The following is a 22,962-nucleotide window of genomic DNA, read 5'->3' as shown; positions in this document are numbered from 1 at the left end:
GACATTATGCCGCAGGTGCCCCTGCCACAAGGCGGCCAGGGTTAATCATCGGTTAATCGCCGCCACCCATTGTGCAGCTCACTTGCTAAAGGATAAGGCTTTTCCATGCGTCAGCTGTTTCTACTCGTCGCCCTGCTGTTTTCCGGCCTGACCCAGGCGGGGGGCAATCCGTTCGAGACCAAACCCGATTTCCTGCCCGTCGACAAAGCGTTCGTTTTCACCTCCGAACGCCTTGAGTCCGGCGAAACCCAGCTGTTCTGGCAGATTGCCGACGGCTATTACCTGTATCAGAAACGCTTGAAGTTCGACGGTTTGCCTGCCGACCAGCATCCCGCGCTGCCGGAGGGAGAAGCACACAGCGACGAGTTTTTTGGTGAACAGCAGGTCTATCGCCAGGGGGTGGAGCTGAAGATCCCGGCGGGCGCCAGCGGTCAGGTCAAGGTCAGTTACCAGGGGTGCGCCGATGCCGGGTTGTGTTATCCACCGCAAACCCGGGTCGTGGACCTGGGCAACTCGAACGCCCTGAGCACGGCCAACGAAGCACCGGACCAGGCCCTGGCCAGCAACCTGCAGCAACGCGCGCTGGGTTGGAGCCTGTTGGTGTTCTTCGGTCTGGGCCTATTGCTGGCATTCACCCCGTGTTCGCTGCCGATGCTGCCGATCCTGGCCGGGTTAATCGTCGGCAGCGGCGCGGCACCCCGGCGCGGCGTGGCCCTGGCCGGCAGTTATGTGGTGTGCATGGCGCTGGTGTATGCGGCGATGGGTGTGCTGGCCGCCTCCTTGGGGGCGAACCTGCAAGCCTGGTTGCAGAACCCTTGGCTGCTGGGCAGTTTCGCGGCGATTTTCGTGTTGCTGGCCTTGCCGATGTTCGGCTTCTTCGAGCTGCAACTGCCGGTGGCGGTGCGTGACCGCCTGGAACACGTCTCACGCAATCAGCGCGGTGGCAGCCTGGTCGGCGCCGGTGCCTTGGGCGCCTTGTCCGGCCTGCTGGTCGGCCCGTGCATGACCGCGCCGCTGGCCGGCGCGCTGCTCTACATCGCGCAGAGCGGTAACGCGCTGCACGGTGGGTTGATCCTGTTTGCCATGGGCATCGGCATCGGTGTGCCGTTGTTGCTGCTGGTGACGGTGGGCAATCGCTTCCTGCCCAAGCCTGGCGCCTGGATGAACCTGCTCAAGGGCATCTTCGGCTTCTTGTTTCTGGCCACGGCGTTGCTGATGCTGCGCCCGGTGCTGGATGAATCGCTATGGATCGGTTTGTGTGGTGCATTGCTGCTGGTCGCGGCCTACAGCGCCTTTAAACAGTCAGACGGGTTTGGGCGCATCGCTCATCTGTTCGGCGCCAGCTCGCTCCTGCTGGGTTTGTGGGGCAGCCTGTTGATGATCGGTGCGGCGGCAGGCAGTGATGATCTGTTCAAGCCGTTGCAGGTCTTTCGCGCTTCCAGCTCGGCCGTCGCCGCTGTGCCAACCGGCCACGACGCCTTCACCACGATCAAGGACCCGGCGGCCCTGCAGCGCGAACTCGACGCGGCGCAAACGCAGGGCCAGTGGGTGCTGCTGGACTACTACGCCGACTGGTGCGTGTCGTGCAAGGTCATGGAAAAACAAGTGTTCGGCAAAGCTCACGTCCTGCAAGCCCTGAGCGACGTGCGCTTGCTCCGACTGGACGTCACCGCCGACAATGCTGCCAGCCGCGAGCTGCTCGGCCGTTACAAAGTGCCAGGCCCGCCGAGCTTGCTGTGGGTAGGTGCCGACGGCATTGAGCGACGCAGCCAGCGCATCACCGGCGAGGTCGATGCCGATACCTTTCTGCAACGCTGGACCACCACCCGAGACGCCCGTTAATGCTGACTTTTACCCTCGGCACCTTTGCCATCGCGCTTAACCACTTGCTGCTGATCAGTGCATTGGTGCTAGCGACATTCGTCGGTTGGCGGGTGGCCAAGCGTGGTGGCGAGAACCCCGAGTCGGTGCTGTTCAGTCTGTTTTTGATCGGCATGCTCGCGGCGCGGATCGGTTTTGTCGCCGTTTACTGGCCCCACTATCGCAGCGATCCCTGGCAGGTCATCGACCTGCGCGACGGCGGTTTTCTCGCTTGGCCGGGAGTGATCGCGCTGGTGCTCGCCGCGCTGTACCGGGGCTGGCGTCGCCCGGGCCTGCGCCGTCCGCTGGGCTTCGGTGTGGCCAGCGGCCTGGCGTTCTGGTTGCTGGCGACTTTCTCGCTGACCATTTATGAACAGGGCACTCGCCTGCCGGACATCAGCCTGCGCAATTCCGCCGGTGAAACCGTGCAACTGGCGGACTACAAGGGCGGCCCGCTGGTGATCAATCTCTGGGCCACCTGGTGCCCGCCCTGCCGCCGGGAAATGCCGGTGCTGGAGAACGCCCAGATGCAACGCCCGGACCTGACCTTTCTATTCGTCAATCAGGCCGAAAGCATGCAAAGTGTCAGCACCTTTCTGGAAACCCAGGGCCTGAGCCTGTCCAACGTGCTGTTTGACGGCAGCGGTCGCCTGGGTCAAGCCGTCGGCTCCATGGCGTTGCCGACTACGCTGTTCTATAGCCCCGACGGTCGCCTGCTGGGCAGTCATCTGGGCGAGCTGTCGCAAGCCAGCCTGGCCCGCGCGCTGGAAAACTTCGATTCCGTACCTGCCACTTCTTCAAGGAAACTGCCATGTCCCGCCTCCGCCACCTGCTGACCCTGAGCCTGGGTGCCGCCCTGCTGCACCTGCCAATGGTGCAGGCCGAAGAGCTGCCCGAGGCGATCAAGAAGATCGAGGCCAAGGGCGCAAAAATCGTCGGTCAATTCGACGCCCCCGACGGCCTGCGCGGGTACGCGGCGCAATACCAGAACCGTGGCATGGCGCTGTACCTGACGCCCGATGGCAAGCACGTTTTGCTGGGCAACCTGTACGACGCCGAAGGCAATGACCTGAGCAGCGCGCCGTTGCAGAAGCTGGTATACGCGCCTATGTCCAAGGAAGTCTGGGCCAAGATGGAAACGAGCAACTGGATCGCCGACGGCAAGAAGGATGCACCGCGCATCGTCTACATGTTCAGCGACCCGAACTGCCCTTACTGCAACATGTTCTGGGAACAGGCGCGGCCCTGGGTCAAGGCCGGCAAGGTGCAGTTGCGGCACATCATGGTCGGGATCATTCGCGAGGACAGCCCCGGAAAATCTGCGGCGCTGCTGGCTGCGAAGGACCCGCAAAAAGCCCTGGCGGACCACGAAGCGGCTGGCAAGGGCAGCTCGCTCAAGGCCTTGAAAGAAGTGCCGCCGGCGATCCAGGCCAAGCTCGCGGCCAATATGCAATTGATGGAAGACCTGGAACTGCAGGCCACTCCGGCGATTTTCTATATGGATGACAAGGGCGAGTTGCAGCAGCAACAAGGCGCGCCTTCGCCGGACAAGCTGGCGCAGATTCTTGGGCCTAAGTGACCTTACCGCCCCCATCGCGAGCAGGCTCGCTCCCACAGTGGATTTGTGGCGTTCACAAAACCTGTGGGAGCGGGCTTGCTCGCGAAGGCGTCAGTAATAACCACTAATTCTCTGGGCTAAAAACTCGAGCAATGCCTCGGTGACAAACTCAGGATTCTCCAGGTTGGAGATATGCCCCGCCTCCGGCACCAGAACATAGGGGCAACCAATCAACCCGGCCATTTCCTGCGTTTCACTCGGCGGACGTGGCTTGTCCTGATCGCCACACAGCAGCAGCGTGTTTGCGGCGTTCAATTCCCCCAGACGCGGCAACAGGTCATCCCGGCCAAAGGTAATCCGCCCCATCGGCACGATGCTTTCACGCAATCGCTCAGGCGGCAGCGCGGCGAGTTTGGCGCGAAAGTCCTGAAACAGCGCCGATTGCGGATCGATGCCCGGACGGAAAAAGATCGGCACCACGATATCCAGCAACTGCGACGAGATGACGCCGGTTTCTTCGATCATCTTGAACAGCGAAAAGTAGTACTGGCGGGTCGGTTCCGGCTCGACACCGAGATAGGTGTCCATCAACACCAGGCCGTTGAGCCGCTGCGGTGCCGACAGCGCCAGACGCACACCCCACATGCCACCCACCGACAGGCCGACCAGGGTCACGCGATCGATATCGAGGTGATCGAGCAGCGCCAGTGCCTGGCGTGCGATGTCATCCAGCGACGTCGTAGCAGCAGGCAGCGGCCCGGACTCACCGTGGCCCCACAGGTCCAGGGCGATCACCCGATACTGTTGCGACAGCACGGCAATTTGCGGGGCCCACATGGCCTGGTCCCAGAGGTAACTGCCGGCCAGCAGGACTGCCGGGCCGGTGCCTTGATCGATGTAGTGCAAGGGTTGGCCGTCTATCGTTACGAAGGGCATCAAGTGGCTCCGCCGGTGGAAAGAGAGCAGGAAGACTGAGCGGCTGAGCGCCCGTAGTCAATCACACGAATGTATGCGTTTTTACAACCGCCTTCGCGAGCAAGCCCGCTCCCACATTTGACCGCGATCTACTGTGGGAGCGGGCTTGCTCGCGAAGAGGCCGGAGCAGGCGCTAAAGAATCAAAGCCCCTCCAACTCCGCCATCAAGTCATTCAACCGGCCCACCTTCTCCTCGGTGATCTCACTGACTGCCAACCCGTCAATGTACCCGGCCAGTTCCTCCACCGTGCTGCACTCGAACATCGCCCGCAGCGGCACATCGCGCTGCAGGGTTTTCTGCACCCGCGAGGCGATCTGCGTGGCCAGCAGCGAATGCCCGCCCAGTTCGAAGAAGTTGTCGCGGATGCCGACTTGCTCCACCTTCAGCACCTCGGCCCAGATAACCGCCAAAGTCTGTTCCAGGTCGTTGCGCGGCGCCTGGTAGTCCTGGCTTTGCAGCTGGCCGATCTCCAACGCCGGCAGGGCCTTGCGGTCCAGTTTGCCGTTGGCGTTGAGCGGCAGCTTGTCGAGCCACAGCCAGTGCAGCGGCACCATGTATTCCGGCAGCTCGGCGCGCAGGCGCTGCTTGATGCGCTCCAGGCGTTCAGGCGGATTGAGCGCTGAATCCGCCGCCACCAGATAGCCCACCAGATGCTTGCCATTGACCCCCTCCTGGACACTGACCGCCGCGTCGCGGGCTTCCGGTTGCTCATGCAGGCGCGCTTCGATTTCACCCAGTTCGATGCGGTAGCCGCGAATCTTCACCTGATGATCGATACGCCCAACGTATTCCAGCACGCCGTCACTGCGACGGCGGGCCAGGTCGCCAGTGCGATACAGACGCTCGCCCGGTGCGCCGAACGGGTTCGGCACGAACACCTGGGCGGTGCGCAGCGGATCGCTGACATAACCACGCCCGACCCCGGTGCCCGCGACGCACAACTCGCCCACCGCACCCAGCGGCACCAGTTCCAGTGCACCGTCGAGCAGGTACAGGCGGTTGTTGTCGGTCGGCGTACCGATCGGCAAATAGCTGCCACGGGTGGAGGCCACGTCGACGCGGAAAAACGCCACGTCATCCGAGCACTCCGCCGGGCCATAGGCATTCACCAGGCCGATCTGCGGGTAGCGCAGCAGCCATTGATGGGCCAGTTCCGGCGGCATCGCCTCCCCTGTCGGCAGCATCCAGCGCAGGCCATCGAGGCTCATGCGCTCCTGGGCGAGCATGCCCTGGATCAGCGACGGCACGCTTTCCAGCACGGTGATGCCCTGGCTTTGCACGTGGGCGAGCAAACCTTGGGGGTCGTGGGCGATGCTGTTCGGCACGATGACCACCCGCGCACCGAACAACGGCGCGGCGAGAAATTGCCACACGGAAATATCGAAACTTTGCGAAGCGGTCTGGGCGATCACGTCGACCGCGCTCAGGCCCAGGTACGGCACCTTGCTCAACTGGTTGTTGAGCATGCCGCGCTGTTCGACCATCACGCCCTTGGGCAACCCGGTGGAGCCGGAGGTGTAGATCACGTAGGCCAGGTTATCCGGCCCGTTGTGAATGCCCGGATTGGCCACCGAAACATCGCTCGCCTGCACCTCTTCCCAGACCAGCAACCGCGGCCGACTGGCGCAGCTGAACTCATCCAGCAACCCCAGCGCTTGCTCGTGACAGGCCCGAGTGCACACCAGCATCGGCGTGCGACTCAGGTCAATGATCCGGCTCAGGCGCTGGCTCGGCAGCCCCGGATCCAGCGGCAGATAACCCGCTCCCGCCTTGAAGCTGCCGATGATCATGCCGAGCAGATCGAGGCTACGCTCGGCCAGCAGCGCCACCGGTTGATCAAGCCCGACGCCCGCCGCCATCAGCGCATGGCCGAGGCGGTTGCTGCGCTGGTTCAATTCCAGGTAGCTGTACTGCCGATCCAGGCAACTGGCAGCAATGCGCTGCGGATGCTCAGCCACTTGCGCTTCGAACAAGGCAACGTAGCTTTGCTCCAGCGGGTATGCGTGTTCGCTCTGGTTGCAGCCGTGAAGCAGGAAGTCCTGTTCTTCGGCCCCCAGCAGCGGCAGGTCCGCCATGTCGCCGTGGAAACCTTCGACCAGTGCCAACAGCAATCGCTTGAACTCGCCAAGCATGCGCTCGACCGTAGACTCATTGAAATAACGCTGGTCATAGGACAGGTGCAAGCCCAGGTCATCCCCCGGATAACATACCGCCGTCAGCGGGAAGTTGGTGTGGGTGCGGCCCGAGTCCGACGTCGCGTTCAGACTTTGCGCACGGTCCAGCACCGAGACTTCCACCGGGGCGTTTTCGAAGACGAACAGGCTGTCGAACAGCGGCAGGCCCTTGGGCAGTTCGCTGTTTTCCTGAATGCTCACCAGCGGCAGGTACTCGTACTCACGCAGTTGCATGTTGCTGTCGAGCAACGTGCTCAGCCAATGGCGCACGCTGCAACGCTGATGGTCTTCGGGCATTTTCACCCGCAGCGCGATGCTGTTGATGAACAGGCCGACGGTGCGCTGCATCTGCGGCATCTGCACCGGCCGCCCGGCCACGGTGACTCCGAACAGCACGTCGCGATCACCGCTCAAGCGGCGCAATACCAAGGCCCACGCAGCCTGGGCAAAGGTATTGATGGTCAGCTGATGGGCCTGGGCCAGTTCACGCAGCCGTGCCCCGTCCCGGGCATCGAGACGGGTGTAGCGGTCGCCGACGATCATGCCGCCGCTGGCGCCGGCATGTTCGCGCAGGAACGGCCGGTCGCTCGGGATCGGCGTGGTCCGCTCAAAGCCTTGCAGGTTGATTTTCCACCACTGCCGTGCTTCGGCCAGGCTCTGGTGTTGCAACCAGGCGATGTAGTCGCGGTAACGCGGCGGCACCGCCAACTGCGCTTCCCGACCTTCGCCGAGGGCGCTGTAGATCTCGAAGAAGTCGTTCATCAGCAACGAACGGCACCAGGCATCGATCAGGATGTGGTGGTTGCTCATCATGAACCAGTAACGCGCCGCGCTCACCCGGATCAGGCGCAAGTGGAACGGCGCCTGATTGAGCAGATCGAAGCCGGCCTCGCGCTCGGCCTTGAGCAAGGCCTGCAGCTTGGGCTCCTGCTCGGCGTCGGCGATATCGCTCCAGTCCAGGTACTCGATCGGCGTGCTACCCGGCTTGTGGATAACCTGCAGCATGTCTTCGCCGACGTTCCAGCAGAAGGAAGCGCGCAGTGCTTCGTGGCGGGCGATCACCGCTTGCCAAGCCTGGGCGAAACGCTGGGGATCAAGCTCGCTGTTGATGCGGTAGCGATCCTGCATGTAGTACAGGCCCGTGCCCGGCTCCAGCAAGGTGTGCAGCAGCATGCCTTCCTGCATCGGCGTCAGCGGGTAGACATCCTCGATCGCGGCTGCGGCAATCGGCAGCGCGTCCAGTTGCGCCTGGGTCAGTTTCGCCAGAGGGAAGTCCGACGGCGTCAGGCCGCCCGCGTCAGCGCCCAGGCAGTGCTCGATCAGGCTGCACAATTCGCCCAGGTAAGCATCGGCCAACTCGTTGATGGTCTGGGGCTCATAACGTTCGGCGCTGAAGGTCCAGCGCAGCACCAGCTCGCCGCCGTAGACCTGGCTGTCGACGCTCAATTCATTGGGCAGCGGCGCCTGTGCATCGTGGGCCGCGCCGATCGCTTCATCCAGTGGATGGAACAGCGCATCGGCGGCAAAGCTTTGGTCGAACTGCCCCAGGTAGTTGAAGGTGATCGGCGCCGCCGGCAGCCCGGCCATGCGCCGGCGGCTCGGCTCATCCGCCAGGTAACGCAGCACGCCATAGCCCAGCCCCTTGTGCGGCACCGCGCGCAGTTGCTCCTTGATCGCCTTGATCGAAGCGCCCTGCCCGGCCGCCTCTTCAATGTTCGAGGGCGACAGTCGCAGCGGATAGGCACTGGTGAACCAGCCGACGGTGCGGGTCAGGTCGAGCTCGTCGAACAGCGCCTCGCGGCCATGGCCTTCGAGTTGAATCAGCGCCGACTCGTGACCGCTCCAACGGCACAGCACACGGGCCAGCGCGGTCAGCAACAGGTCGTTGACCTGGGTGCGATAAGCACTCGGCGCCTGTTGCAGCAATTGCCGGGTGCGCTCGCTGTCGAGGCGCACGCTGACGGTTTGCGCATGGCGATGCTGACGGCCACCTTGCGGATGATCGCAGGGCAGTTCGGCGCTCGGCCCGGCCAATTGCGCCTGCCACCAGTTGAGTTCTTCACGCAGGGATTCGCTGCCGGCATAGGCCTGCAAACGTGCGGTCCAGTCCTTGAAGGCGCTGGTTTTGGCCGGCAGTTGCAGCGGCTGTTGCGCCTCGAGTTGGCGATAGGCGTTTTGCAGATCGTCGAGCAGCACGCGCCAGGAAACGCCATCGACCACCAGGTGGTGAATCGCGATGAACAAGCGTTGCCGGGCTTCAGGCCCATCGACCAGCAACACCCGCAGCAACGGGCCCTCAGCGAGATCGAGGCTGCGCTGGGCATCGGCGAACAGCTCGGCGCATTGGTCCATGGACGCGACGCGCACTTGCCACAGGACCGGCACATCGGACATCGCCTGGTGTTGCGCCTGCCATTGACCGCCCACCCGGCTGAAGCGCAGGCGCAACGCATCGTGCTGTTCAATCACCGCCAGCAGCGCCTGCTCCAGGCGATGGGGTTCCAGGGTCACGCTCGGCTGCAGCAGCAACGCCTGGTTCCAGTGTTGGCGCTCGGCAATAGCAGTGTCGAAGAACCAATGCTGGATCGGCGTCAGGCGCGACTCGCCGCTGATCAAGCCTTGCTCGGCGGTGACCTGCTGGGTGCGTGTCGCCACGGTGGCGAGGGTCTGCACGGTCTGGTGCTGGAACAGGTCGCGGGGGCTGAAGTGAATGCCCTGCTGCCGCGCGCGGCTGACCACCTGGATCGACAGGATCGAGTCGCCACCGAGCTCGAAGAAGTTATCGTTGAGCCCGACCTGCTCGACGTTCAGCACGTCGCACCAGATCTGCGCCAATGTCAGCTCCAGCTCGTTGCTCGGTGCCACATACTGCTGGCGGTTCAACTCAGGGTCTGGCGCCGGCAGTGCGCGGCGGTCGAGTTTGCCGTTGGCGGTCAGCGGCATACTGGTCAGCAGGACCAGGTGCGTGGGTACCATGTAATCCGGCAGCTGGGATTTGAGGTGCGACCTGAGGGCTTCGCGCAGTGCGCTTTGTCGGGACTCGTCCTGTTCGGCGACGTCGCAGACCAGATAACCCACCAGCTGTTTGCCGCTCGACGCATCGAGCGCCAACACCACCGCTTCACGCACCGATGCATGTTCCAGCAACCGGGTTTCGATCTCACCCAGCTCGATGCGGAAACCGCGAATCTTCACTTGATGGTCGATACGCCCGAGGTACTCCACCAGGCCATCGGCGCGCTGGCGCACCAGGTCGCCGGTGCGGTAGATACGCCCGCCGTTGCCGGCAAAAGGATCGGCCACAAAACGCTCCGCGGTCATGCCCGCGCGCTGGTGATAACCCTGGGCCAGGCCGGCACCACCGACGTACAACTCGCCGGTTGCGCCCTGCGGCACCAACGCCAGGTCGGCGTCGAGAATGTAGGCCACACGGTCGCCGATCACGCTGCCGATCGGCACGCTTGCGGCGCCCTCCTCCAACACTTCGGGCGCCAGACCGGCCAGTGGCATGACCACCGTTTCCGTCGGGCCGTAGGCATTGAAGAACGTTTGCGGATTGAACGCTGCACGAATCCGCGCCAGGTGTTCACCGGTCAGCGCCTCGCCGCCGGTGATGATCATGCGCACCGGCAGGGTTGCGTTCTGGGTTGCCAGCCACTGTGCCAACTGGCTGCCGTAGCTCGGGGTGAAGCCGAGGATGTTGATATGGTGGCGACGGATCAATCCGCAGATTTCTTGCGCGTCCCATTGGCCCTGGGCCCGCAGCACAACCTGGGCACCGCTCAGCAGCGGTACCCATAGACGCTCGGTGGCGGCGTCGAAGTTGATCGAATAAAAGTGCAGTTCGCAGTCGTCGGGGCGCATGGCGAAACGCTCGATCACCGCGCGGCAATGCATGGCGATTTCGCCGTGGGACACCACCACGCCCTTAGGTTTACCGGTGGAGCCCGAGGTGTAGATCAGGTAGGCCTGGTGTTGCGGCAGGCTGATGTTTGGCAGTTCGGACAATGGATAATTGGCCAGCGCCGCCGTGTCCTCTTCCAGGCACCAACGGCCGACGCCCGCGGGCAGATCACCAAGGGCCTGGAACATCGCCGCGTCACTGAGCAGCAAACCGACGCCGCTGTCTTCGATCATGTAGTGCAAGCGATCCAGCGGGTATTCCGGGTCCAGCGGCACATAGGCACCACCGGCCTTGAGGATCGCCAGCAGGCCAACGACCATCTCCAACGAACGCTCGAGCGCAAGGCCCACGCGCACCTGCGGGCCGACGCCGCGCTCGCGCAGCATCCAGGCCAGGCGATTGGCGCGGCTATCGAGTTCGGCGTAGCTCAGGGTCTGCCCGGCGAAGGTCAGTGCCGGCGCATCGGGGCGCGCCAGGGCCTGTTCGCTGAACAGCTGGTGGATGCACTGGTCGAGACGATGCGCGCCCGGCTCGACGCCGAGGCTGCCGAGCAATTGCTGCTGTTCGTCAGGGTCGAGCAAGGGCAACTCACTGAGGCGCTGCCGGGGATCGGCAATCAACGCCTCCAGCAGGTTGCGCCAATGCGCGGCCATGCGCGCAATGCGCGGCTCGTCGAACAGGTCGGTGCTGTAGGTCAGGCAGCAACCGAGGCGATGGTCGAGGTCGGTGACTTCCAGGTTGAGGTCGAACTTGGTCGCACGGGCATCGTTGGCCAGGTATTCGACGGTCATTCCGGCCAGGGTGCGGCTCTGCTGGAACTCCCAGCGCTGCACGTTGCACATCACCTGGAACAACGGGTTGTAGGCGGCGCTGCGCGGTGGCTGCAAGGCTTCCACCAGATGGTCGAACGGCAGGTCCTGGTGGGACTGGCCTTCGATCACGGTGTGACGCACCTGCTCGAACAACTCGCCGACGGACATCTGCCCGTCGAGTTGGCAACGCAGCACCTGGGTGTTGAGGAACGCGCCGATCAGCCCTTCGCTTTCCGGGCGAATGCGGTTGGCCACCGGTGCGCCGATGCGCAGGTCGGTCTGGCCGCTGTAGCGATAGAGCAGCGTGGCGAGGGCGGCGGTCATGGTCATGAACAGGGTCAGACCGTTTTGCGCATTGAAGGCACGGACCCGTGCCGCCAGCTCATCGCTGAGGTCGAATCGGTGCAGCTCGCCCTGGTGACTTTGCACCGGCGGGCGTGGACGGTCGGCGGGTAATTCCAGCAGCGGGTGCTCGCGGCCCAGTTGCGCCGTCCAGTAGTCGAGCTGGCGCTGGCGCTCACCGGACTCCAGCCATTGACGCTGCCAGACGCTGTAATCCAGGTACTGCACCGGCAAGGGTGCCAGCGGCGATTCGCGGTCGTCGATGAAGGCTTCGTACAGCGCGCTGAGTTCCCGGGCAAAGATGTCCATCGCCCAGCCTTCGGTGACGATGTGGTGCAGGGTCAGCACCAGGTAGTGTTCCTGCTCGGCGGTCTTGACCAGGCAGGCGCGCAGCAATGGACCGGTTTCCAGGTCGAAGGGTTGGTGCGCTTCATCATCGGCCAGTTGCTGCACTTGCCACTCGCGGTCATTGGCATCCAGCGCGGTGAAGTCCTTGCAGTCCAGGCGCACACAGGTGGAGGCATGCACCTGCTGGCGCGCGACGCCATCGACGCTCGGGAAAGTGGTGCGCAGGGTTTCGTGGCGCATGATCAAGGCCTGCAACGCGGCCTCGAAACACCCGACATCCAGCACCCCGCGCAAGCGCGCCATGCCGCCGACGTTGTAGGCCGGGCTGTCCGGCTCCATCTGCCAGAGGAACCACATGCGCTGCTGGGAATAGGACAGCGGCACCGGCTGGCTGCGGTCGACCCTGACGATCGGCGGCTGTTCGTTGGTGCGGCCGCTGGCCTGGATCAGGCGCACCTGTTCGGCAAACGCGCCCAGCTCACTGTGTTCGAACAGCGCGCGCAGCGGCAACTCGACGTCGCAGGCCTGGCGGGTGCGAGAAATGATTTGCGTGGCCAGCAGCGAATGGCCGCCGAGGGCGAAGAAGTCATCGCGCAGGCCGACTTGTTCAAGACCCAGCACTTCACGCCAGATGCCGGCGATCTGCTGTTCCAGTTCAGTCACAGGCTCGACGTGTTCGCGCACCTGCCACTGCGGTTCCGGCAAGGCGCGACGGTCGAGTTTGCCGCTCGGGCTGAGGGGCATTTCGTCCAGGCGCATCAGCTGTGCCGGAACCATGTATTCCGGCAGTTCGGCCGCCAGCGTGGTTTTCAGGTGGGTGCTTTGGGCTTCTGCGGATTCGGTGGAATCGGCGGTGTAGTAAGCGATCAACTGACCGCCGGCCGAGGTTTCACGGACCAGCACCACCGCTTGGGTGACGCCGACTTGCGCCAACAACCGCGCTTCGATTTCCTCGGGTTCAACACGGAAGCCGCGCAGCTTGACCTGCTGATCGAGACGTCCGAGGTATTCGATCATGCCATCGGCGGTCCAGCGCGCACGGTCACCGGTGCGGTACAGACGCGCGCCGTGCTCGCCCAATGGATCGACGACAAAACGCTCGGCGGTCAGGCCCGGACGACCCAGGTAACCCCGGGCCAGGCCGATGCCACTGATGCACAGTTCCCCTGGCACACCGGCCGGCACCGGGTTGAGGTCGCTGTCGAGCACACGGCAGACGACGTTGCCCAACGGTCGACCGATCGGCGAGCGCTCGCCATCGGCGGCGGTGCAGTGCCAATGGGTCACGTTGATCGCGGTTTCGGTCGGGCCGTAGCGGTTGTGCAGTTGCACCGCCGGCAGTTGTTCCAGCACGCGGTTGCGCAGTTCGGCCGGCAGCGCTTCGCCACCGCAGAACAGCCGGCGCAGGCTGGTGCATTCGGCGCTGAGCGGTTCGTCGATGAACAACGCCAGCAGCGCCGGCACGAAGTGCAGCGTGGTCACGCCGTACGCTTGAACCAGCTGCGCAATGCGATGGGGATCGCGGTGCTCACCCGGCCCGGCAAGCAGCAGCCGGGCCCCGGTGATCAACGGCCAGAAGCACTCCCACACCGACACGTCGAAACTGATCGGCGCTTTCTGCATCAGCACATCGGTTTCATTGAGACGGTAAGTGTCCTGCATCCATTGCAGGCGTTCGGCGAGGGCCGCATGGGTGTTGCCAACGCCTTTCGGCTGGCCGGTCGAACCCGAGGTGTAGATCACATAGGCCAGGTTGTCGCCGTGCAGGTGCAGGCCCGGCGCATGGCTCGGCCAACTCTCCAGATGCAGGGCATCCAGGGCGATGACACTGACGCCTTCGCTGGCCGGCAGGCGATCGAGTAACTGGGTTTGGGTCAGCAACAAATCGACCTTGCTGTCGCTGAGCATGTAGGCCAGGCGTTCGGCCGGGTAATCCGGATCGAGTGGCACGTAGGCGCCACCTGCCTTGATGATCGCCAGCAGGCCGATCAACAGTTGCGGCGAACGCTCGGCCGCGATGGCCACGCAGACATCCGGACCGACGCCTTTGTCGCGCAGGTAGTGGGCCAGGCGATTGGCCTGGGTGTGCAACTCGGCGAAATCGAGGCTGCCGCCGTCCCACAACAGTGCGGTGCGCTCCGGGGTCTGGCGCGCCTGTTGGTTGAGCAGTTCCGGCAGCCAGTGGCTGGCGGGCGGGCACGGTGCAACGGCCCACTTGGCTTGCAGATTTATTTCAGTTGCGGTCAGCAGTGGCAGGTCGCCGATGGCGGTTTCCGGTTGCTCACTGACGGCGCGCAACAGGTGGCTGTAATGGTCGGCCAGACGCTCAATGGTCGCTGCATCGAACAGTTCGCTGGCGTAGTCGAAGGACAGGCTCAAGCGCCCGTTGCGGTCTTCTTCGCTGTGCAACTGCAGGTCGAACTTGGCCTCGCGGCTGTGCCACGGCAGCTCTTCGGCGAGCAGCCCGGGCAGGCGTTTCAAAGCGCCGGGATCGCGCTGCTGATGGTTGAACATGACCTGGAACAGGCCTTGTTCACGGGCCTGAGGGAAGGCCTCGAGCAGTTGCTCGAACGGCAAGTCCTGATGCGCCTGCGCACCCAAAGCGGCCTGGCGGGTTTGCGCCAGCAGCTCAACGAATGGCAGACGCGAATCCACCTCGGCGCGCAGCACCTGGGTGTTGATGAAGAAGCCGATCAGGCCTTGGGTTTCCAGGCGCGGACGGTTGGCATTCGGCACGCCGACGCGGATGTCGCGCTGACCGCTGTAGCGATGCAACAAGGACTGGAACGCGGCGAGCAACAGCATGTACGGCGTGGCTTCGTGGGCCTGGGCGGTGCGGCGAATCGCATCGCAAAGCGTCGCGTCCAGGCGCACGCTGTGGCGCGCGGCACTGTGCAACTGTTGCGCCGAGCGCGGGTGGTCGGTGGCCAGGCTGAGAGTCGGATGCTCATCGCCCAACTGCGCCTTCCAGTAAGCCAGTTGGCGCTCGCCCTCCCCTTGCGCCAGCCATTGGCGCTGCCAGCTGCCGTAGTCGGCGTACTGGGTCGGCAGCGGCGCGAGCGTGGCCTGTTGCCCTTGGGTTGCCGCCGCGTACAGCCGGGAAAATTCGTCGATCAATACATTCATCGACCAGCCGTCAGCGATGATGTGGTGCATCGTCACCAGCAGCTGGTGATCTTCGTCGTCGAGGCGCACCAGCGTCACCCAGAGCAACGGACCTTTCTCCAGGTCGAACTGGGTGCGCGCTTCGTCCTCGCGGATTTGTCGGGCCCGGGCTTCACGTTCGGTCATCGGCAGATCGCTGATGTCGATGCGTTGCAGATTGAATTGAGCCGCAACATCGACCTGCTGCAACGCCACACCGTCACGCTCGAAGAAGCGCGTGCGCAGGGATTCGTGGCGCTCGATCAACTGCTGGAAACTGCTGCGCAGCGCGTCTTCGTCGAGTTCGCCACGCAGGCGCAAGGCACCGGGAATGTTGTAGGCGCTGCTCTGCGGATCGAGTTGCCAGGTGATCCACAGGCGATTTTGCGCCAGGGATTGCGGCATGGCCTCGGCGCGCGACAGGGTGCTGATCGCACCTTGGGCGAGGCCACCGTCCTGCTGTTGCCGGGCCACCGCTTCGGCGAACGCACCCAGGGTCGGCGCTTCGAACAGCAGGCGCAGGTTGAGCTCCAGGCCGAGTTGTTCGCGCAGGCGCGCCACCACTTGCGTGGCCGCAATGGAGTTGCCGCCAAGCAGGAAGAAGTGATCGTCGGCAGCCACCTGCTGGACCTGCAATTGCTCGCACCAGATCTGGCCAATCAGGCTTTGTAACTCCGAGCCGGCTTCGCTGTTGCCTGCGCTTTCGCTGGCAGCCGAAGGGAACAGCGCGTAACTGTCGAGGCTGCCATCGGCAAGGCGATTGCGGCACGCCGAGCGTTGCAATTTGCCGCTGGAAGTCTTGGGCAAGGCGCCCGGATTGAGCAGCACCACCACGCTCGGCGCTTGCTGATAGGCCTCGGCCACGGCCTGGCGGATGGCCTTGATCAAGGCGTCGGGCGGCAGGATTTTCTGCACGCTGCGGCTGATTTCCGCGGCAATACCGATGCCTTCCTGACCGTCGATATTCACCGCAAAGGCCGCGACGCGCCCCTTGCGCACCACCTCCACTTCACGCTCGACGGTCTGCTCGATGTCCTGTGGATAAAGGTTGTGCCCGCGCACGATCAACATGTCTTTCAGGCGCCCGGTGATGAACAGCTCGCCGTCGCGCATGAAGCCCAGGTCACCGGTGCGCAGCCATGTTTTACCGGCGTGCTGAACGAAGGTCTTGGCCGAGGCCTCGGGGTTGCGCCAGTAGCCGTGGGCGATGCTCGGGCCGCTGGCCCAGACTTCACCAACCGCGTTGTCCAGCAGCTCGCCAAGCGACGCCGGGTCGATGATCAATACCGCGTGCTCCGGCTGGCTGATGCCGCAGCTCATGATCGCGCTGCCCTCGCCGGCTTCGGCACGGTTTTGCGCCAGGGCCGTGTCGTCCACCCGCAGATTGCCGATGCCTTGGCCGCGCGGGGTACCGGCAACAAACAGCGTGGCTTCCGCCAGACCGTAGGAGGCCATGAAACTGTCTGCGCTGAAACCGCAGCTGGCGAACTTCTCGGCGAAGCGTTCCAGGGTGTCGAGGCGAATCGGTTCTGACCCGGAATAGGCCACGCGCCAGCCGCTCAGGTCGAGGCGCTCCAGAGCCGACTCACTGATCCGCTCGCTGCACAGGCGATAGGCAAAATCCGGCCCGCCGCTGATGGTGCCGCCGTATTCACTGATCGCTTCGAGCCAGCGCAACGGCCGGCCGAGGAAGTACGCCGGCGACATCAACACGCACGGCACGCCGCTGAAAATCGGCTGCAACAGACCGCCGATCAGGCCCATGTCGTGGTACAGCGGCAGCCAGCTGACGATCACGTCGTCGGGGTTCAGGTCGATGCCGAAACCGTGGCGGATCAGCAATTCATTCGCCACCAGGTTGCCGTGGCCGACCTGCACGCCTTTAGGCAATGCCGTGGAACCGGAGGTGTATTGCAGGAAGGCGATGTCATCGCCTGCCAGGTTCGGCGCGACCCAGCGTTCGGCGTGGGTGCTGTCGAGGGTATCGACACACAATAGCGGCGGCGCGCCTTCGATTTGCGACAGCGAATCGCGCAGGCCGTCGCTGGTCAGCAGCAGGCGCGGCTGCGCATCGCCGATGATCGACAACAGGCGTTCCTGGTGATGCCGGCGCGCCGATTCCGGCGGATAGGCCGGCACCGCGATCACCCCGGCATACAGGCATCCGAAAAACGCCGCGACGTAATCAGGACCACTGGGAAACAGCAGCACCGCGCGATCGCCAAAACCGGCCTCGGCCTGCAACGCGCCGGCAATGGTCCGCGCCCGCTGATCCAGCTCGCGATAACTGAGCACCACAGCCTGGTCCTGGGTTTCGGCGAGAAAACGCAAGGCCACTCGATCCGGCGTCAGGACCGCGCGGCGCTGGAGGGCTTGGACCAGAGTGCTGGGGAGTTCGAACGCGTCGGTCATGAGGTTTCCTGCCTGAATTCGGCTTGCAATTGGAATCGGTGTCGTAACGTCACGCCCCATTGGGGGGCATGCAGGACGCGGTCTTCGCCGACCGCGCAAGGCATTGGCAATGCTGTGGTATCCGGGGCTGCAGCCCGAAGCCATTCACCAATGAGAACGGATGACCTGCGCAAATAATTAGTCGACTGCCCTGCGCATCAACCAGGCCAAGGCGCGACAGCGTGTCGCAGTTCTCACTCTGCACCTTTGAGGAGCATTAGTTCTCTTTCTCAATTGACAATCATTATCATTCAACCTAATTTGTCGCTCGATGTGTAGGGCGGCCCCGGCCTTCTTGTCGTCCCACTAACCTATTGGCAGCAAGGTGATCTCCATGACGGAACAAGCGTCCACAAGCAGGTGCGAATCGCCGCTACTTCAGGCATTCGTCGACAATCGACTGATACTGGTCAAGATTGCAGCGCGCATCACCGGCTGCCGCTCGCGCGCTGAAGATGTGGTCCAGGACGCGTTCTTCCGCCTGCAATCGGCGCCGAACATCACCTCCTCGTTCAAGGCGCAGCTCAGCTACCTGTTCCAGATCGTGCGCAACCTGGCGATCGACCACTACCGCAAGCAGGCCCTGGAGCAGAAATACTCCGGCCCTGAAGAAGAAGGCCTCAACGTGGTCATCCAGGGCGCCTCACCAGAAACCTCGCACATCAACTTCTCCACCCTGGAAAACATCGCCGACGCCCTGACCGAACTGCCAAGCCGCACGCGTTATGCCTTCGAGATGTACCGCTTGCATGGCGTGCCGCAGAAGGACATTGCCAAGGAGTTGGGGGTGTCACCGACACTGGTGAACTTCATGATTCGCGATGCGCTGGTGCATTGCCGGAAGGTGTCGGGGAGTCGGGCGGATACGTTTGCCCAGCGTTGAGGCTTGATCGTTGGATCAATAAAGCCATTCTGAAATTCGCGACGAATCAGTCGCCCTGCAGCAAACCTGAGCTGTATTCGCTGAAACTGCTGCCAAGCGCACTGCCCTGGAAATTCAGTTTGCCGGGGGTGTTGCTGTGGCTGGGGGTAAAGCCCGCAGACGGCTGGCAGTCTTCGGAATAACAGCTGTGGGTACTCGTCCCCGAACAGGCGCTCAACAGCAAAGCGCTGGCGATTAGCGCGACTTTGATTTGGGTTGAGATCATTTTTCAGATTCCTGTGGGGAGGCATGACGGTTTGAGCTGACGCCTCCATCCTAGGCCGCTGACCCATCGCCTATAATGAAACCTGAATGAGTGACAGGGTTCGTTCAGGACCGGTGGTTTTGCGCACAACTCTCCCGACGTCCGTCAAACCTGCCCCCTCTCCCAGACTTATGTATTAAAGACAGCTGTTTTCCGGGAGCTTACATTCGCTCACCGGCAAGGACGCATTTCAACCAGACACTCACGCCGAAGGCACTGAGTAAAATGCGTTACATAGTCATCCTCCTCATAGTCATCATCTTCGCCACCCTTGCGTTGGCGTTGTATGGTTGGTATCGCCACCTGCGAGACGATGAAGATGACCTTGTTTAGCCAGCGCTCCTTTGAGCCTCTATCATCTCCAGCAACCGGCCAAATCTGTGCAGAAAAGACAATGATTTATGTCGAGACACACCTCGCGACAGCCTGTTGATTCAAGCGGGCACCTGACGGTGTAAGATGCCCGACAAACGTCCAACATCGAGGCTGCCATGACTGGGATATCCCTGGACCTGCCGGAAGACCTGTCGAATTCTCTCGTCGAACTGGCCAAGACAAACGGCCAAACTGCAAGCTACCTGGCGATGGATGTTCTGCGCGACTATATCGAGCACGAAAGGACCTTGACCGCACAGATCGAATTGGCGGTAAAGGAAGCTGACGAAGGCAATTTCGCCAGCGAAGACCAAGTGGCGGCGATGCGCGCTCGGCGCTGGAGTCGGAATGCGGGTTGAGTGGCTGGAAAAAGCACTCAAAAACCTGGAAGACGAAGCCAACTATATTGCTCTTGAAAATCCCAAGGCCGCTGACGACTTTTCCGATGCAATTTTCGCCAGTGTAGATAAATTGGCTCAGTTTCCGGCCATGGGCCGTGAAGGGCGAGTCAAACAGACGCGCGAATGGGCAGTACCAAACTGGTCCTATCTAATTCCTTATCGCGTGCGCGGCGATCGCCTTCAAATCCTCGGTGTCTTTCACACTCGACAACGCCCCCGCACCAAGTGGTGAAGGTAGAGGACTTCGTCTTCCCAACACCTCCTGTTCATCCGTAGTCAGCGTGAAGTATCACTGAGTGTTTTTAAACACGCGCTCAACTGCCGTTGAAAACGTAATTGATTACGGCGTTTCCGATGGTTGTCAGAAAGCGCAAGACTCACCAAACCCCCAATCCTGATAAACTCCCCCACCTCCCAGCCTCACCGATTCCAGATCCCCCATGTCCGTATCCAACGCCACACCCGCCCCGCTCTCCCGCCGTTTCTCCGTCGCCCCGATGATGGACTGGACCGACCGTCACTGCCGTTTCTTCCTGCGCCTGCTCTCCAAGCACGCGCTGCTCTACACCGAAATGGTCACCACCGGTGCCTTGCTCAACGGCGATCACGAGCGGTTCCTGCGGCACAACGAGGCCGAGCATCCGTTGGCGTTGCAGTTGGGTGGCAGTGTGCCGTTGGACTTGGCGGCTTGTGCTCGGATGGCGCAGGAGCATGGGTACGATGAGGTGAATCTGAATGTGGGCTGCCCGAGTGACCGGGTGCAGAACAATATGATCGGGGCGTGCCTGATGGGGCATCCGCAGTTGGTGGCCGATTGTGTGAAGGCGATGCGCGATGCGGTGTCGATTCCGGTGACGGTGAAGCATCGGATCGGGATCAATGGGCGTGACAGCTATGAAGAGTTGTGCGGTTTCGTGGGCACGGTGCGTGATGCCGGTTGCACCAGTTTTACCGTGCATGCGCGGATTGCGATTCTGGAGGGGTTGTCGCCGAAGGAGAATCGCGATATTCCGCCGCTGCGTTATGACGTGGCTGCGCGGTTGAAGGCGGATTTCCCTGAGCTGGAGATTATTCTCAACGGCGGGATCAAGACTCTGGAAGCCTGTCACGAGCATTTGCAGACGTTCGATGGTGTGATGCTCGGGCGTGAGGCTTATCACAACCCCTATGTGATGGCCGAGGTGGATCAGCAGTTGTTTGGCAGCACCGCGCCGGTGATCACGCGCGCCGAGGCGTTGGCGCAGTTGCGGCCTTATATCGCCGCGCACCTGGACGCTGGTGGCGCCATGCACCATATCACTCGTCATGTGCTGGGGCTGGGCACCGGGTTTCCGGGGGCGCGCAAGTTTCGCCAGTTGCTGTCGGTGGATATCCACAAGGCGAAAGATCCGCTGGCGTTGCTGGATCAGGCGGCCGGCTTGCTCGAGGGGCGTTGATCGCCCCGTTGTCTCAGCGTTTGGGCAAATCGATGGTCACTTTCAAGCCGCCCCACTCGCTTTCTTGCAGCAGTAGCTGCCCGCCCCAGCTGTCGACGATGTCGCGCACGATGCCCAGGCCCAGGCCGTGGCCGTCGGTCTGTTCATCCAGGCGGGTGCCGCGGCTGAACACCTGATCGCGCTGGTCCTGGGGAATGCCCGGACCGTCGTCTTCCACGCTTAGCTCAAAGGCTTGTGCGGTTTCGACCACGCTCAGGCGAACTTCGGCGTCCGCCCATTTGCAGGCGTTGTCCAGCAGGTTGCCGAGCAGTTCCAGCAGGTCCTCGCGGTCCCAGGGCAATTGCAGGCCGGTGGGCGCGATGTAGCTGAGGTGCAGGTGGTCGCCGTGAATCATGTTCAGGGTGGCGAGCAATCCCGGCAGTTCGGCATCGCAATCGAACAAGGCCCCGGGCAATGCGTCGCCGGCCAGGCGGGCGCGGTTGAGTTCGCGGTTGAGTCGCAGGCGGACCTGTTCCAGTTGATCCTTGAGCACCTGGCGCAGTTGCGGGTGGGCGTCGAGTTGCTCGCTGGAGGCCAGGCTCAACAACACCGCCAATGGGGTTTTCAGGGCGTGGCCGAGGTTGCCCAGGGCATTGCGCGAGCGCTTGAGGCTGTCTTCGGTGTGGGCCAGCAAATGGTTGATCTGGGTCACCAGCGGTTCCAGCTCGATCGGCACCTGGTCGTCGAGTTGCGAGCGCTGGCCCTGTTGCAGTTGGGCGATCTGTTCCCGGGCCTTTTCCAGCGGGCGCAGGGCGCGGCGCACGGTGAGACGTTGCAGCAGCAGGATCAGCAGCAGGCCCGCCAGTCCCAGGCCGAGGCCGATTTGCTGCATGCGCTGGAAGCTCTCGCGCACCGGTGTGTAGTCCTGGGCCACGCTGATGGAGATCGACTGCCCCAGGCGTCGATAGTCCGAACGCAGCACCAGCAGCTGCTGGCCTTCCGGGCCCAGTTGCAGGTTGCTCTCCAGGCCCGGGCGTTCGAGGCGTGGCAGTTCCTGGTCCCAGAGTGAACGGGAACGCCAATGGCTGTCGGCAAAGTCGATGCGAAAATAGTGGCCGGAAAACGGTCGCTGATACGCCGGCGACAGCAGCCGCTCATCCAGTTGCAAACCCTGGGGGCCGCGCACCAGCGCCACCAGCAGGTTTTCGCTGTCGTTGCGCAAGCCGGCTTCGAGGTAGCGCTGCAATCCCACTTCGAACAGCCACAGGCTGGTTTGCGCCAACACCAGGCCGACGATCACCATCACGCTGATCAGGCCCAGGCTCAACCGGCGCTGGATCGACCTCACCGGGCTTGCCCACCCAGCAGGTAACCCTGACCGCGACGGGTTTCGATCACGTCGCGCCCGAGTTTGCGCCGCAGGTGATTGACGTGGACTTCCAACACATTGGAATCGCGCTCGGTTTCACCGTCGTAGAGGTGTTCGGCCAGGTGGCTTTTGGAGAGGATCTGTTCCGGGTGCAGCATGAAGTAACGCAACAGGCGAAACTCGGCGGCCGTGAGCTGGATGTCGGCGCCGTCGCGGGTCACGCACTGGCGCCCCTCATCCAATTGCAGGCCGGCGGCTTTCAGGGTCGGTTGATTGACCTGGCCGTGGGAGCGGCGCAACAGGGCCTGGATGCGCAGTTGCAGTTCTTCGGGATGGAAAGGCTTGGTCAGGTAGTCGTCGGCGCCGGCCTTGAGGCCTTCGATGCGCTCGGCCCAGGAACCACGGGCGGTGAGGATCAGCACAGGTGTCGCCAGGCCAGCGGCGCGCCACTGCGCCAACACGTCTAGCCCGGGCAGCCCCGGCAGGCCGAGGTCGAGGATGATCAGGTCGTAGGGTTCGGTGCTGCCCTGGTGCACTGCATCGCGGCCGTCAGCCAGCCAGTCCACGGCGTAGCCTTGCCGATTGAGGCCGGCCAGCAGTTCGTCGGCCAGCGGCACGTGGTCTTCCACCAGGAGCAAACGCATGG

At 63.1% G+C, this 22,962-nt stretch carries 12 protein-coding genes; 7 read left to right on the top strand and 5 right to left on the bottom strand.

Features of this window, described 5'->3' with window-relative positions; translation table 11 throughout:
- The first annotated feature begins 105 nt into the window (after positions 1 to 105).
- From dsbD to dsbG, 3 genes are read left to right on the top strand one after another with little or no spacing between them, the layout of a single operon-like run.
- Entirely contained in the window at positions 106 to 1,842 is a 1,737-nt protein-coding gene (gene dsbD / locus NQL71_RS20035) for a protein-disulfide reductase DsbD (RefSeq protein ID WP_274643146.1), read from the top strand.
- A complete protein-coding gene (locus NQL71_RS20030) occupies positions 1,842 to 2,696 on the top strand; it encodes a TlpA family protein disulfide reductase (RefSeq protein WP_046816222.1) in 855 nt (284 codons plus the stop codon). Before dsbD ends, NQL71_RS20030 begins: the two co-directional genes overlap by 1 nt.
- The gene (gene dsbG, locus NQL71_RS20025) at positions 2,672 to 3,439 is read left to right on the top strand and encodes a thiol:disulfide interchange protein DsbG (RefSeq protein ID WP_046816221.1); all 768 of its coding nucleotides are present in this window, start codon (positions 2,672 to 2,674) and stop codon (positions 3,437 to 3,439) included. Before NQL71_RS20030 ends, dsbG begins: the two co-directional genes overlap by 25 nt.
- Positions 3,440 to 3,529: 90 nt before the next feature.
- On the opposite strand, the gene NQL71_RS20020 is transcribed toward dsbG, so the two are convergent.
- Both NQL71_RS20020 and NQL71_RS20015 read right to left on the bottom strand, forming a co-directional pair.
- Complete coding sequence (locus tag NQL71_RS20020; RefSeq protein WP_077185585.1) at positions 3,530 to 4,354, bottom strand: alpha/beta fold hydrolase; 825 nt, start codon at positions 4,352 to 4,354, stop codon at positions 3,530 to 3,532.
- A gap of 180 nt (positions 4,355 to 4,534) precedes the next feature.
- The gene (locus tag NQL71_RS20015; protein WP_274643145.1) at positions 4,535 to 17,530 is read right to left on the bottom strand and encodes a non-ribosomal peptide synthetase; all 12,996 of its coding nucleotides are present in this window, start codon (positions 17,528 to 17,530) and stop codon (positions 4,535 to 4,537) included.
- Positions 17,531 to 17,903: 373 nt separating this feature from the next.
- Between NQL71_RS20015 and NQL71_RS20010 the strand changes: the two genes are divergently transcribed.
- The gene (locus NQL71_RS20010) at positions 17,904 to 18,452 is read left to right on the top strand and encodes an RNA polymerase factor sigma-70 (RefSeq protein WP_046816218.1); all 549 of its coding nucleotides are present in this window, start codon (positions 17,904 to 17,906) and stop codon (positions 18,450 to 18,452) included.
- Positions 18,453 to 18,498: 46 nt separating this feature from the next.
- Here NQL71_RS20010 and NQL71_RS20005 read toward each other — a convergent pair whose 3' ends face one another.
- The gene (locus NQL71_RS20005) at positions 18,499 to 18,717 is read right to left on the bottom strand and encodes a hypothetical protein (protein WP_077185582.1); all 219 of its coding nucleotides are present in this window, start codon (positions 18,715 to 18,717) and stop codon (positions 18,499 to 18,501) included.
- Positions 18,718 to 19,247: 530 nt separating this feature from the next.
- Here NQL71_RS20005 and NQL71_RS20000 point away from each other — a divergent pair.
- From NQL71_RS20000 to dusA, 3 genes are all read left to right on the top strand, one after another.
- Entirely contained in the window at positions 19,248 to 19,490 is a 243-nt protein-coding gene (locus tag NQL71_RS20000; protein ID WP_046816216.1) for a CopG family ribbon-helix-helix protein, read from the top strand.
- Complete coding sequence (locus tag NQL71_RS19995; protein WP_046816215.1) at positions 19,480 to 19,764, top strand: type II toxin-antitoxin system RelE/ParE family toxin; 285 nt, start codon at positions 19,480 to 19,482, stop codon at positions 19,762 to 19,764. Before NQL71_RS20000 ends, NQL71_RS19995 begins: the two co-directional genes overlap by 11 nt.
- A 208-nt stretch (positions 19,765 to 19,972) precedes the next feature.
- Positions 19,973 to 20,968 (top strand): tRNA dihydrouridine(20/20a) synthase DusA, encoded by a 996-nt coding sequence (dusA, locus tag NQL71_RS19990; protein WP_274643144.1) that lies wholly within the window; start codon positions 19,973 to 19,975, stop codon positions 20,966 to 20,968.
- A gap of 13 nt (positions 20,969 to 20,981) precedes the next feature.
- Here dusA and NQL71_RS19985 read toward each other — a convergent pair whose 3' ends face one another.
- Positions 20,982 to 22,295, bottom strand: coding sequence for a sensor histidine kinase (locus tag NQL71_RS19985; RefSeq protein ID WP_046816211.1), 1,314 nt, complete (start codon positions 22,293 to 22,295; stop codon positions 20,982 to 20,984).
- Positions 22,292 to 22,960 (bottom strand): response regulator transcription factor, encoded by a 669-nt coding sequence (locus tag NQL71_RS19980; protein ID WP_046816210.1) that lies wholly within the window; start codon positions 22,958 to 22,960, stop codon positions 22,292 to 22,294. The genes NQL71_RS19985 and NQL71_RS19980 overlap by 4 nt, the downstream gene beginning before the upstream one ends.
- Between the last annotated feature and the right edge of the window lie 2 nt (positions 22,961 to 22,962).

It is taken from the genome of Pseudomonas serbica (assembly GCF_028823535.1).
GTDB classification, from domain to species: Bacteria; Pseudomonadota; Gammaproteobacteria; order Pseudomonadales; family Pseudomonadaceae; genus Aquipseudomonas; species Aquipseudomonas serbica.
The sequence above is the reverse complement of the archived record's forward strand: the minus strand, read 5'-3'. Positions and strand labels throughout refer to the sequence as shown.

Bases quoted from the DNA above. Each gene is read 5' to 3' on its own strand.
- NQL71_RS20020 (WP_077185585.1), bottom strand. From the start codon at position 4,354: ATGCCCTTCGTAACGATAGACGGCCAACCCTTGCACTACATCGATCAA.
- dusA (WP_274643144.1), top strand. From the start codon at position 19,973: ATGTCCGTATCCAACGCCACACCCGCCCCGCTCTCCCGCCGTTTCTCC.
- NQL71_RS20010 (WP_046816218.1), top strand. From the start codon at position 17,904: ATGACGGAACAAGCGTCCACAAGCAGGTGCGAATCGCCGCTACTTCAG.
- NQL71_RS20005 (WP_077185582.1), bottom strand. From the start codon at position 18,717: ATGATCTCAACCCAAATCAAAGTCGCGCTAATCGCCAGCGCTTTGCTG.
- NQL71_RS20015 (WP_274643145.1), bottom strand. From the start codon at position 17,530: ATGACCGACGCGTTCGAACTCCCCAGCACTCTGGTCCAAGCCCTCCAG.
- NQL71_RS20000 (WP_046816216.1), top strand. From the start codon at position 19,248: ATGACTGGGATATCCCTGGACCTGCCGGAAGACCTGTCGAATTCTCTC.
- NQL71_RS19980 (WP_046816210.1), bottom strand. From the start codon at position 22,960: ATGCGTTTGCTCCTGGTGGAAGACCACGTGCCGCTGGCCGACGAACTG.
- dsbG (WP_046816221.1), top strand. From the start codon at position 2,672: ATGTCCCGCCTCCGCCACCTGCTGACCCTGAGCCTGGGTGCCGCCCTG.
- NQL71_RS20030 (WP_046816222.1), top strand. From the start codon at position 1,842: ATGCTGACTTTTACCCTCGGCACCTTTGCCATCGCGCTTAACCACTTG.
- dsbD (WP_274643146.1), top strand. From the start codon at position 106: ATGCGTCAGCTGTTTCTACTCGTCGCCCTGCTGTTTTCCGGCCTGACC.
- NQL71_RS19995 (WP_046816215.1), top strand. From the start codon at position 19,480: ATGCGGGTTGAGTGGCTGGAAAAAGCACTCAAAAACCTGGAAGACGAA.